The following is an 11886-nucleotide window of genomic DNA, read 5'->3' on the forward strand; positions in this document are numbered from 1 at the left end:
GGTATCTAACCCTTCGGCATCACGCGGCCGGCGATGATCGCGACCACTCGCTGGTAGGACGGTCCGACCAGCCGCACCCACGCGTCGAGCAGCTTCGCGTCGGTACCGATGAGCACCTGCGCCCGGTTCTTGCGCACCCCGTCGACGATCGTCTTCGCGGCGTCCTCCGGGGAGGTGCGGGCGAGCTTGCTGTCGAAGAACTGCGCGAAGGACGCCTGGTCGTCACCGTCCGGCACGGCCGCGTTGCGGGCGATCGCGGTCTTGATGCCGCCCGGGTGCACACACGTGACGCGGACCGGGTAGCCGGCGATCAGCATCTCCTGGCGCAGCGATTCGGTGAACCCGCGGACCGCGAATTTCGCTGCGTTGTAAGCACTCTGACCGGGAATCGACAGCAGGCCGAACAGCGACGAGACGTTGATCAGATGCCCGTCGCCGGACGCGATCAGGTGCGGCAGGAACGCCTTGCTGACATTGACGACGCCCCAGAAGTCGACGTCCATGATGCGTTCGATGTTCTTGAACTCGGTGCGTTCGAACTCACCGTGGTACGCGATGCCGGCATTGTTGTAGACCTGATTCACCGTACCGAACCGCTCGAGCACCGCGTCGGCGTACGAAAAGACCGCTTCGCGCTGGGTCACGTCGAGATGGGCGGAGTGGACCTCGGCCCCGAGATCCTTTACCTGCCGGACGGTTTCGGTCAGGCCGACGGTGTCCACGTCGGACAGGGCGAGTCGCGCGCCCTTCGCGGCGAGCGCCACGGCCAGTGCTCGGCCGATACCGGAGCCGGCGCCGGTGACGACGGCGACCCTGCCTGCGAATTCGCTCATCGGACTGCTGCCTTCCCGGTGCCCTGCTCGGTCTGCTCGGTGGTCACGGCGGTCGCGGTGGCCGCTGCGGCCGGCGGGGTCAGGTCCGCGGCCGCGACGCCACGATACGCCTCGAGATCGAAATTCTTGGTCAAGCGCCGGAATTCGAACGTGAAGCCGGGCCACAGGGTGGTGTTGTTGCCGTGTTTGTCGAGGTACCAGCTCGCGCAACCGCCGTTGTTCCATACGCTCTTCTTCAGCGCTGCCTGCAGGTTCCGGTTGTACTGGTCCTGGGACTCCTGCCGGACCTCGATCGTCCCGATGCGGTGCCGATCGAGGGTGTCGATCGCGTCGACGATGTAGTTGAGCTGCGATTCGATCATGTACACCATCGAGGTGTGGCCGAGACCGGTGTTCGGGCCGACGAGGAAGAACAGATTGGGGAAACCGGCGACGGCGCTGCCCTTGTAACCCTGCATGCCGGTCTCGTCGAAGACCTCCGCCAGTGAGCGGCCGTTCTTGCCGACGATGCCGGCGAACGTGGGGGAGTCGGTGACGTGGAAGCCGGTCGCGACGACGATCGCGTCGACCTTGCGGACGGTGCCGTCGCGGGTGACGACCGAGTCGGGTCGGACCTCGGCGATGCCGTCGGTCACGAGGTCCACGTTCGGGCGGGTCAGCGCCGGGAAGTAGTTGTTGGAGATCAGCATTCGCTTGCAGCCGATCCGGAAGTCGGGGGTGACCTTGCGGCGCAGCTCCGGATCGGAGATCTGGCGGCGCAGGTGCCGGCGGGCCGCGAACTCGAGGGGTTTCATGAAGATCGGGGCCTTGGCCAGGCCCACCACCTGCGTCTCACGGGTGAGGTACTGCAGTGCCCGCGACAGTCGCTGCGCTCCCGGCACGTACTTGAACGCGAGGTGCTCGATCGTCGTGTACTCGCGGTCCGCGCGGGGCAGGATCCACGGCGCGGTGCGCTGGTACACGTCCAGGCGCTCGACGCAGCCGGCGATCGCGGGCACGATCTGGATCGCAGAGGCGCCTGTGCCGATCACCGCGACGCGCTTGCCGGTCAGGTCGGCGTCGTGATTCCAGCGTGCGGAATGGAAGATCTCGCCCCCGAAGTCCTCGATGCCGGGGATGTCCGGCAGCGACGGCTCGCACAGCGCGCCGACCGCGGAGACGAGGATCTTCGCGCTGTAGTCGCCCTTGGTGGTCTGCACGTCCCAGCGAAATGTCGCGGTGTTCCAGCGTGCTCCGAGCACGTCACAGCCGAACACGGTGCGACGCCGGACGTCGTACTTGTCGGCCACCGAGGTGATGTAGCGCTGGATCTCCGCCTGCGGCGAGAACGAGCGGGTCCAGTCCGGGTTGAGGGCGAACGAGTAGGAGTAGAGATTCGACGGCACGTCGCACGCGGCACCCGGATAGGTGTTGTCGCGCCACGTGCCGCCGACCTCGGTTCCGCGTTCGAGGACGAGGAAGTCCTTGCCGGCACGGGTGAGCCGGATGGCGGCCCCGAGTCCGGCGAACCCGCTGCCGATGATCAACGTCTCGACCTGCCGTGCGGCGGTGCCGGCAGCGGAGGTATCTGTAACCGGAAGACTCATGTATTCGAGCGTAGGTGGCTATTGAGGGATGGTCAATAGCACTGTTGACTCTAATTCAACAGAGGTGTTTGCATGGCAGTTGTGAACAGCACCGGTACCAAACGCACCAGGCTCAGCCCCGTCGAGCGGCGCGCGCAGTTGATCGACCTGGGCGTGCAGATGCTGTCGGAACGGCCCCTCGAACAGATCTCCGTCGACGACATCGCCGACCAGGCCGGGGTCTCCCGGGGACTGCTGTTCCACTACTTCGCGAGCAAGCACGATTTCCACGTCGAAATCGTCCGGCACATCAGCCGTGACATGCTCGACCGCACCGCACCCGACGAGAGCCTCGATCCGATCGCGATGCTGCGCGGCACCCTCGTCGCCTACGTCGACTACGTCACCGAACGCCGCGACACCTACGTGTCGATGCTGCGCGGCGCCGGCAGCAGCGACCCCGACATGACCGCGGTCTTCGAGCAGACCCGGACCGCGATGGTCGACCGCACCGCCGCGCACCTGCCGCTTCTCGGGATCGAGGTGACCGCCGCGGTCCACCTCGCGGTGCGCGGGTGGATCGCGTTCGTCGAGGACACCACCATCGAATGGCTACGCGAACCGCAGATCACGCGTGAGGAATTCATCGACCTCGCCGTCGGCGCACTGCCCGCGGTGGTCGTGGTCGCCGGTGCCCCGAACGGCGCGGTGCCGGAGGCGCGCTGATCGGGTCACCGATACGCGGGAGGCGTTGCCCGAGCGCCTCACGGGGGAGTCCCGAAACGGCGCGAACCGGGCCGGCCGACCCCGAAGGGCAGGCACGACCCGGCTCGCATGAGAACCGTCTTTCGAAGAAAGGCGGGGTTTGCCGAGAAGACCCGGGCTACTGCCCGAACGCCTTCTCGAGGATTTCCTGCTGCTCGACCGCGTGGACCTTGCTCGAACCCGACGACGGCGCGGACATCGCGCGACGCGACACCCGCTTGATGCCCGCGAGCTTCTCCGGCAGCAGTTCCGGCAGCGCCAGACCCAGGAACGGCCACGCGCCCTGGTTGGCCGGCTCTTCCTGCACCCAGAAGAACTCGGTGGCGTTCGGGTACTGCTCGAGTGTCTCGGCGATGCGGCGACGCGGCACCGGGTACAGCTGCTCGATGCGGACGATCGCGATGTCGTCGCGGTTTTCCTTCTGCTTCTTCGCGAGCAGCTCCCAGTAGAGCTTGCCGGAGGTCAGCAGGATGCGGGTGACCTTCGTGCGGTCGGCGGTGCCGTTCTCGAAGGGCACCTCTTCCAGCAGCGAGCGGAACTTGCCCTGCGTGAAGTCCTCGACGTTGCTGACCGCGGCCTTGTTGCGCAGCATCGACTTCGGCGTGAACACCACGAGCGGCCGGCGGATGCCGTCCAGGTGGTGCCGGCGCAGCAGATGGAAGTAGCTGGCCGGGGTCGAGGGAACCGCGACGGTCATCGAACCCTCGGCGCACAGCTGCAGCCAGCGCTCGATGCGGCCGGACGTGTGGTCCGGGCCCTGGCCCTCGTGGCCGTGCGGCAGCAGCAGCACGACGTCGGAGAGCTGACCCCACTTGGCCTCACCGGACGAGATGAACTCGTCGATGATCGACTGCGCGCCGTTGACGAAGTCACCGAACTGCGCCTCCCACAGCACCAGCGCCTCGGGGTTGCCCACCGAGTAGCCGTACTCGAAGCCCAGACCGGCGAACTCGGTCAGCGCCGAGTCGTAGACCATGAAGCGGCCGCCGTTACCGGACTCCGCCGCGAGCGTGGCGAGCGGGTTGTAGTCCTCGCCGGTCTTGCGGTCGATGAGCACCGAGTGGCGCTGCGTGAACGTGCCGCGACGCGAGTCCTGGCCGGCCAGGCGCACGAGCGCGCCCTGCTCGGCGAGCGAACCGAACGCGAGCAGCTCCGCGAAGGCCCAGTCGATGTGGCCCTCCCGGGCCATCTCGCGGCGCTTCTCGATGACCGGCTTGACGCGCGGGTGCACGGAGAAGCCCTCGGGAACGTTCGCGAACTGGTCGCCGATGCGTTCGAGCATCGACTTGTCCACGGCGGTGGTCAGGCGCGGCGCCGGGGTCTGGTCCAGCTCCACCGACTCCGACGGCTCCGGCTTGAACTTCTCGAGCTCGCGAACCTCGTTGAACACGCGTTCCAGCTGGCCCTGGTAGTCCCGCAGGGCGTCTTCGGCTTCCTTGAGCGAGATGTCGCCGCGGCCGATGAGGGCCTCGGTGTAGCTCTTGCGGACGCTGCGCTTGGTGTCGATCACGTCGTACATTGCCGGCTGCGTCATCGACGGGTCGTCGCCCTCGTTGTGGCCGCGACGGCGGTAGCAGATCATGTCGATCACGACGTCCTTGTGGAACTTCTCGCGGAAGTCCACGGCGAGCTGCGCAACCCAGACGCACGCTTCGGGGTCGTCGCCGTTGACGTGGAAGATCGGCGCACCGATCATCTTCGCGACGTCGGTGCAGTACTCCGACGACCGCGAGTGCTCCGGCGCGGTCGTGAAGCCGACCTGGTTGTTGACGACGATGTGCACGGTGCCGCCGGTGCGGTACCCGCGCAGCAGCGCCAGGTTCAGCGTCTCGGCGACGACACCCTGACCGGCGAATGCGGCGTCGCCGTGCAGCAGCAGCGGCATGACGGTGAATCCGCCCTCGCCCTTGTCGAGGATGTCCTGCTTGGCGCGAACGAGACCCTCGAGCACCGGGTTGACCGCTTCCAGGTGCGAGGGGTTCGCGGTCAGCGAGACCTTGATGTCGTTCTCGCCGAACATCTGGATGTAGGTGCCCTCGGCGCCGAGGTGGTACTTGACGTCGCCGGAGCCGTGTGCCGCGGCCGGGTTCAGGTTGCCCTCGAACTCGGTGAAGATCTTCGAGTACGGCTTGCCGACGATGTTGGCGAGCACGTTGAGGCGACCGCGGTGCGGCATCGCGATGGCGACCTCGTCGAGCTGGTGCTCGGCGGCCTGATCGATGATGGAGTCCATCATCGGGATGACCGACTCGGCGCCCTCGAGCGAGAACCGCTTCTGGCCGACGTACTTGGTCTGGAGGAACGTCTCGAACGCCTCGGCGGCGTTGAGGCGGCTCAGGATGTACTTCTGCTGCGCGACCGTCGGCTTGACGTGGTGTGCCTCGACGCGCTCCTGCAGCCACTGCTGCTGCTCGGGCTCGAGGATGTGCGTGTACTCGATGCCGACGTGGCGGCAGTACGCGTCGCGCAGCACCGACAGCACGTCGCGCAGCTTCATGCGCTGCTGGCCGTGGAAGCCACCGACGTTGAACACGCGGTCGAGGTCCCACAGGGTCAGGTCGTGCGTGGTGACGTCGAGATCCGGGTGCGAACGGAACTTGTCCTTGACGAACTGCAGCGGGTCGGTGTCGGCCATCAGGTGGCCGCGGCTGCGGTACGCCGCGATCAGCTCGAGCACGCGGGTGCTCTTGTCGACCGCGCCCTCCGGCACGTCCTTGCGCCAGCGGACCGGCTCGTAAGGGATGTGCAGGGTGTGGAAGATCTCGTCGTAGAAGTCGTCGGAGATCAGCAGCTGGTGAACGGTCTTGAGGAACTCACCCGACTCGGCGCCCTGGATGACGCGGTGGTCGTACGTCGAGGTGAGGGTCAGCAGCTTGCCGACGCCCAGCTCCGCGATGCGCTCGTCGGAGGCACCCTGGAACTCGGCCGGGTACTCCATCGCGCCGGCGCCGATGATGGCGCCCTGACCGGCCATCAGACGCGGCACCGAGTGCACGGTGCCGATACCGCCGGGGTTGGTCAGTGAGATCGTCACACCCGAGAAGTCGTCGCCGGTGAGCTTGCCGTCGCGGGCGCGGCGGACGATGTCCTCGTACGCCGAGTAGAACTGCGCGAAATTCATGGTTTCGCAGTTCTTGATCGCGGCGACCACGAGCGAACGTTGTCCGTTCTTGCCCGGAAGGTCGATCGCGAGACCGAGGTTCGTGTGCGCCGGCGTCACCAGGTTCGGCTTGCCGTCGATCTCCGCGTAGTGGTTGTTCATGTTCGGGAACGCCTTGATGGCCTGGATCAGGGCGTAACCGAGCAGATGCGTGAACGACACCTTGCCGCCGCGGGTGCGGGCGAGGTGGTTGTTGATGACGATCCGGTTGTCGAACATCAGCTTCGCAGGGATGGCGCGAACGCTGGTAGCGGTGGGGATCGAGAGCGAGGCGTTCATGTTCTTCGCGACGGCGGCGGCGGCACCGCGGAGGACCTTGTTCTCCTCGGTGGCGGGCTTGTCGGAAGAGGTGGCAGCGGGCTTCGGGGCAGCGGCTGCGGGCTTCGCCGGGGCGGCGGGGGCGGCTGCGGTCTTCGCCGCGGGCGCTGCGGTCTTCGGCGCGGGAGCGGGAGCCGGTGCGGGCTTCGGGGCGGGAGCCGTCGCAGTGGCGGTCGGGGCGGAAGCGGTGGCGGTCTCGGTGCCGTTTGCACCACCTGCGACCGCTGTTTCGGGGGAATAATCTGTCAGGAATTCGTGCCAACTCGCGTCCACGGACGAAGGATCGTCCTGAAAGCGCTGGTACATTTCGTCAACCAACCACTGGTTCTGTCCGAACTGTGATGTAGAGCTGCTGCTCACGGCAGTTGTTCGCCTCGTTTCTTTCTTCGGTACCCGATCGGAGCGCCTGTATTCATGAGGCTAGCCCGTCCGTCCAGCGATCGTAATTGATCGAACATGCGGCGAGATCTACCTCACAATCTGTGCTTCGACTTCGACGGGATCTCCATCGATGACGGTTCTCGACGACCGATTATTCCCTGCCCGGGTTTCGGCCGCATCACAGAGGGTCTGGTATACGCCACCTGCGTAACGCAGCGCCGCGTGCGGCCCGGTTTCGACGATCCGCCCGCGGTCGACGACCACGACACGGTCGGCGCGGGCCGCGGTTCCCAGCCGATGCGCGACCACCACCGCGGTCCGTGACCGTGCGACCTTCTCGCCCGCGTCGAGAACGGCCCGCTCGGTGCCCGGATCGAGTGTCGCGGTCGCCTCGTCGAGCAGCAGCAGGTCCGGGTCGACGAGTTCGGCGCGGGCCAGCGCCACGAGCTGCCGCTGTCCCGCGGACAGGCCCTGCCCGCGTTCGCCGACCGGGTGGTGCATTCCCCCGGACAGGCCCGAGATCATGCCCAGCGCACCGACCGCGCGGGCCGCGGCCTCGATCTCGGCGCGGTCCGCGTCGGGGCGGCCGTACGCGATGTTGCTCGCGACGGTGCCGGTGAACAGGTGTGCCTCCTGCGGCACGACACCGAGCCGCCCGCGGTACTCGGGGAGCCGATAGTCCCGCAGGTCGACGTCGTCGACGCGTACCGAACCGGAGGTCGGATCGTAGAAGCGGGCGAGGAGCTTGACGATGGTGGACTTGCCGGCGCCGGTGCGGCCGACGAGCGCGACCGTCGAACCCGCCGGGATGTGCAGGTCGACGTCGGTGAGCGCGTCGGTGTCCGCGCCGGAGTAGCGGAAGCCGACGTCGGTGAGATACACGTCGCCGCGCAGATGCCCGGTCACCGGCACCGAGCCGGGAGGACCGGTCTCGAGTGAACTCTCGGTGCGCAGCAGATCACCGATGCGGCGGAGTCCCACGCGGGCCTGCTGATAGCCGTCGAACACCTGGGAGAGCTGCTGGATGGGGCCGAACAGCAGGCTCAGGTACAGCACGAACGCGACCAGCACACCGGGGGTCGCCTCACCCGCCGCGACCTCCCGCGCGCCGACGTACACCACCGCCGCCAACGCCAGATCCGACAGCATCGTGATGAACGGGAAGTACAGGGAGATCGCCCGCTGCGAGCGCATGCGGCTGCGCCGGTAGGCGTCGGCGCGTTCGGCGAAACGCTGCGCGGCGAACGCCTCGCGCCGGTACGCCTGCGCGGCACGCAGCCCGGTGACGTTCTCCTGGAAGTCCGCGTTGACGATGGAGATGCGCTCGCGGGAGATCGCGTACGCCGACGACGACACCTTCCGGAACCAGAGGGTCGCCATCAGCAGCGGCGGTACCACCGCCAGCGCCACCAGCCCGAGCGAGAAGTCGGTGACGAGCAGCGCCACCGAGATCCCGGTGACCGTGAGCACGCTGACGACCGCGGTCGACAGGCCGGTCTGGATGAACGAGGACAGCGCGTCGACGTCGGTCGTCATCCGGGTCATGATCCGCCCGGACAGTTCCCGCTCGTAGTAGTCGAGTCCGAGCCGCTGCAGATGGGCGTAGCTGCGCACCCGCAACCCGAACAGCACCCGTTCACCGGCGCGGGCGGTGAGCACCGTCAGCACCGACACCACCGCCCAGCCGAGCAGCGCGAGCAGCACTCCGGCGCCGACCGCGCCCCACAGCCGGGCCGGATCGCCGGGCGTGACGCCCTGGTCGACGGCGTACCGCACGATCGACGGGAACCCGATCGAGGTCAGGGACTCGACGGTCAGGCACAGCACGACCGCGGCGAGCAGCAACCGGACCGGACGCAGCGTCGTCCACAGCCGGAACCCCGGGTCGGGGAGGCGCAACGATCCGGACTGCAGATCGGGATGCCGGCCCGGGCTCTCGGTCGCCGGGGGCAGCGCCGCCACCGCGGTCCGGAGTTCCGGGGTGGGCGCGACCGCGCCGAGCGCCCCGCTCATCGGGCCACCCCCGCCGCGGGGACCACCCCCGCCCGGGCCGCCGCCGGGGGCCGCGGGCGGGGCGGAGGCAGCGGTCACGCCGGCATCGTCCGGGTCGCCGGGCACCTCCGGCCACAGCTGCTCGGCCGACGGCTCGGGTCCCGGCAGGACGGGATCGGTGTCGGGTTCGTCGTCGCCGGTGCCGGTGAGCAGTGCCCGGAACAGGGCGTTGCGTTCCTCGAGTTCGTCGACGGTCCCGATGTCGACGATGCGGCCCGCGTCGAGCACCGCCACCCGGTCCGCGAGCGACAGGGTGGAGCGACGGTGCGCGAGCACGAGGGTGGTGCGGTGTTTCTGTTCGCGCAGCGCCGCGAAGATCGCCGCCTCGGTCTCGGCGTCGACGGCGGAGGTCGCGTCGTCGAGGATCAGCACCCGCGGATCCAGCAGCAACGCCCGGGCCAGCGCGACCCGCTGCCGCTGCCCGCCGGACAGGGTCAGGCCACGTTCCCCGACGACGGTGTCGTATCCGTCGGGCAGCGCCTCGACGAACTCGTCGGCGCGGGCCGCGACCGCCGCGGCCCGGATCTCGTTGGGAGTGGCGTCCGGCCGGCCCAGCGCGATGTTCGCGGCGATGGTGTCGGAGAACAGGAACGGTTCGTCGAACACGAGACCGACGGCTTCGCGCAATTCGTCGCTGCGCAGCGAGCGCACATCCAGCTCGGTGCCGGCTCCGGTCAGGCTCACCGAGCCGGTGTCCGGCGCGTAGAAACGCGGCAGCAGCAGCGACAACGCGGTCTTCCCGGACCCGGCCGGTCCGACCACGGCGACGGTTTCGCCGGGGGCGACCTCGAGATCCACCCCGCGCAGGACGTCGCGGCCGGTTTCGAACCCGAACGTGACCTCGCGCAACGCCAGCCCGAGCGGACCCGCGGGCAGCGGCACCGGGTGCGGCGGGTCCGCGACGTCGGGTTCGGCGTCGATCACCTCGTAGACGCGTTCGACGGCGGCGCGGGAGAGCTGCGCCATGATGATCACCGACGACAGGGTGCGGGTCGTCGCGCTCATCGTCGCCAGGTACGCGGTGAACGCGAGGAACGTGCCGATGGTGACGGTGCCGTGCAGCGCCAGCCATCCGCCGAGGGCGATGGTCGCGACCAGCCCGAGTTGCGGGATCGCACCCATCGGGGCCGTGAACCGCGCGTTGATGCGGGCCGCCCGCATCCGTTCGGCGTACAGCGCCAGCCCGTGCCGTTCGAGTTGGTCGACGGCGCGGTCCTCCTGCCCGAAGCCCTTGACCACGCGCACGCCGGTGACGGTTTCCTCGACGTGCTGGGCCAGATCGGCGGCGCGTTGCTGCGCGGACCAGGTCGCGGCGAACAGTTTCGGCCGGACCGTCCGGACGATCAGCGCGATGAGCGGCACGGTCACGACGGCGATGAGGGTGAGCAGGGGCGACAACACCGCCATGATGACCAGGGCCAGCAGGAACTGCAGCAGTGCCCCTGCCGACATCGGCACCATCGCGAGCAGTCCCTGTACGAGCTGAAGATCGGTGATCGAACGGGACACGACCTGGCCGGTGCGGAGCTGGTCCTGGCCGCGACCGTCGAGCCGCTGCAACGACCCGAGCAGCCGCAGCCGCAGGTCGTGCTGCACATTCAGCGACAGCTGTCCGGCGAGCATCCGGCGGCCGTACTGGCAGCCGAACCGGACCAGCGCACCGCCGGCGATCGCGGCGGCGGCAACCCCGATCAGGTGCAGGTCGGCGCCCTGCGGGTGGGTGGCGCTGTCGAGCGCGAGTTTCGTCAGGAGGGGGAAACCGATGTCGATGAGCGCGGCGAGGACCGTCGCCGCCAGTGCTCCGACGGCGACGGCACGGTGCCGGAAGGATTCGGTGCTCAGGCGGCGGATCCAACCGGGGGTCTGCGAGTGCTGTGGCATCGCTGCCGACATTAGCGCTAGGCGCCGACACCGCCCGTGTGCGCGGATCAGGCGAGGTCGCGGCTGCGAACCCGCCACCAGCCGAGCGAACAGACGAGCAGGGCCCAGCCGATCAACGCGAGCGGCGCCGCCGGCCACCGAACGGCCATGTCACCGGCTTCGGGAATGTCGATGACCCCGACGATCGTGTACCAGGTGAGCTGCACCGGAAGCAGATCCGCGACCGTGCCCAGCCCGAGGCCGTGCAGGATCAGCGACACGATCAGCTCGCCGAAGGGAACCCACGCGGAGATCGCGAGGACGCTGCCGACCGTGGAACCGGTCAGCAGACCGAGCCCCGACCCGATGAGCGCCCACAGCACGGCGCACAGCACGCCGGTGGCGAGGACCGCCGCGAGCTGCCCGAGATCGGATCCGGTGGAGGTGCCGCCGTCGCCGCCGGCGAACATCAAGACGGTCAGGACCGCCGCGATCTCCACGACGACGCAGTACAGCAGCCCGAACGCCGCGGCGGTGGCGTACTTGGCGGCGACCACCCCGTCACGACCGCGTGTGGTGAGGAAAGTCGTCACCACCGTCCGGTGCTGGAACTCGGTGCCACCGTTCACCGCGCCGAACACGGCCGCGAACAGGAACACCAGCGCCAACGCCAGCGCGATCCCGATCGCGGCCGCCACGGTCGACGCGAAACCCTCACCGACGATGTCCTCGACCTGGCGGGCGAGGGGAAGGGTCAGCGCGCCGGTGAACAAACCCACCACGACCGGCGCGATCCCGAGGATCCACCAGTAGCGCAAACCGAGGACCTTGCGGAACTCGGCGTTCAGAAGCGCGGTCAACGTTGGAATCCTCCCGGTCCGAACGGCGGCTGGTGGGGTGCAGGCGCCCCCGGTGGGTACTGCTGCGGCGCATACCCGGCCTGCTGGTACTG

At 68.6% G+C, this 11886-nt stretch carries 6 protein-coding genes; 1 reads left to right on the forward strand and 5 read right to left on the reverse strand.

Going from position 1 to position 11886, the window contains the following annotated elements; translation table 11 throughout:
• Positions 1-5: 5 nt before the first annotated feature.
• Both RZ1_RS05655 and RZ1_RS05660 read right to left on the reverse strand, forming a co-directional pair.
• Positions 6-833, reverse strand: coding sequence for an SDR family NAD(P)-dependent oxidoreductase (locus RZ1_RS05655; protein WP_072809971.1), 828 nt, complete (start codon positions 831-833; stop codon positions 6-8).
• Positions 830-2419, reverse strand: a complete 1590-nt coding sequence (locus tag RZ1_RS05660) for a flavin-containing monooxygenase (RefSeq protein ID WP_072809973.1) — start codon at positions 2417-2419, stop codon at positions 830-832. Before RZ1_RS05660 ends, RZ1_RS05655 begins: the two co-directional genes overlap by 4 nt.
• 72 nt (positions 2420-2491) lie before the next feature.
• Between RZ1_RS05660 and RZ1_RS05665 the strand changes: the two genes are divergently transcribed.
• On the forward strand, positions 2492-3124 hold the full coding sequence (locus tag RZ1_RS05665) for a TetR/AcrR family transcriptional regulator (RefSeq protein WP_072809974.1): 633 nt from the start codon (positions 2492-2494) through the stop codon (positions 3122-3124).
• 157 nt (positions 3125-3281) lie between these two features.
• On the opposite strand, the gene RZ1_RS05670 is transcribed toward RZ1_RS05665, so the two are convergent.
• From RZ1_RS05670 to RZ1_RS05680, 3 genes are all read right to left on the reverse strand, one after another.
• On the reverse strand, positions 3282-7001 hold the full coding sequence (locus RZ1_RS05670) for a multifunctional oxoglutarate decarboxylase/oxoglutarate dehydrogenase thiamine pyrophosphate-binding subunit/dihydrolipoyllysine-residue succinyltransferase subunit (protein ID WP_072809976.1): 3720 nt from the start codon (positions 6999-7001) through the stop codon (positions 3282-3284).
• A gap of 108 nt (positions 7002-7109) precedes the next feature.
• Positions 7110-10955: an ABC transporter ATP-binding protein gene (locus RZ1_RS05675; RefSeq protein WP_072810011.1), complete on the reverse strand. Its 3846-nt coding sequence runs from the start codon at positions 10953-10955 to the stop codon at positions 7110-7112.
• A gap of 47 nt (positions 10956-11002) precedes the next feature.
• On the reverse strand, positions 11003-11794 hold the full coding sequence (locus tag RZ1_RS05680; protein ID WP_072809977.1) for a DUF2705 family protein: 792 nt from the start codon (positions 11792-11794) through the stop codon (positions 11003-11005).
• Positions 11795-11886: the final 92 nt, after the last annotated feature.

Origin of the sequence: Rhodococcus zopfii NBRC 100606 = JCM 9919 (genome assembly GCF_001895025.1) — a bacterium.
GTDB classification, from domain to species: Bacteria; Actinomycetota; Actinomycetes; order Mycobacteriales; family Mycobacteriaceae; genus Rhodococcus; species Rhodococcus zopfii.

What these genes read in the sequence shown, in the direction of transcription:
- RZ1_RS05655 (WP_072809971.1), bottom strand. Translation starts at nt 833, where the DNA reads ATGAGCGAATTCGCAGGCAGGGTCGCCGTCGTCACCGGCGCCGGCTCC.
- RZ1_RS05675 (WP_072810011.1), bottom strand. Translation starts at nt 10,955, where the DNA reads ATGCCACAGCACTCGCAGACCCCCGGTTGGATCCGCCGCCTGAGCACC.
- RZ1_RS05665 (WP_072809974.1), top strand. Translation starts at nt 2,492, where the DNA reads ATGGCAGTTGTGAACAGCACCGGTACCAAACGCACCAGGCTCAGCCCC.
- RZ1_RS05660 (WP_072809973.1), bottom strand. Translation starts at nt 2,419, where the DNA reads ATGAGTCTTCCGGTTACAGATACCTCCGCTGCCGGCACCGCCGCACGG.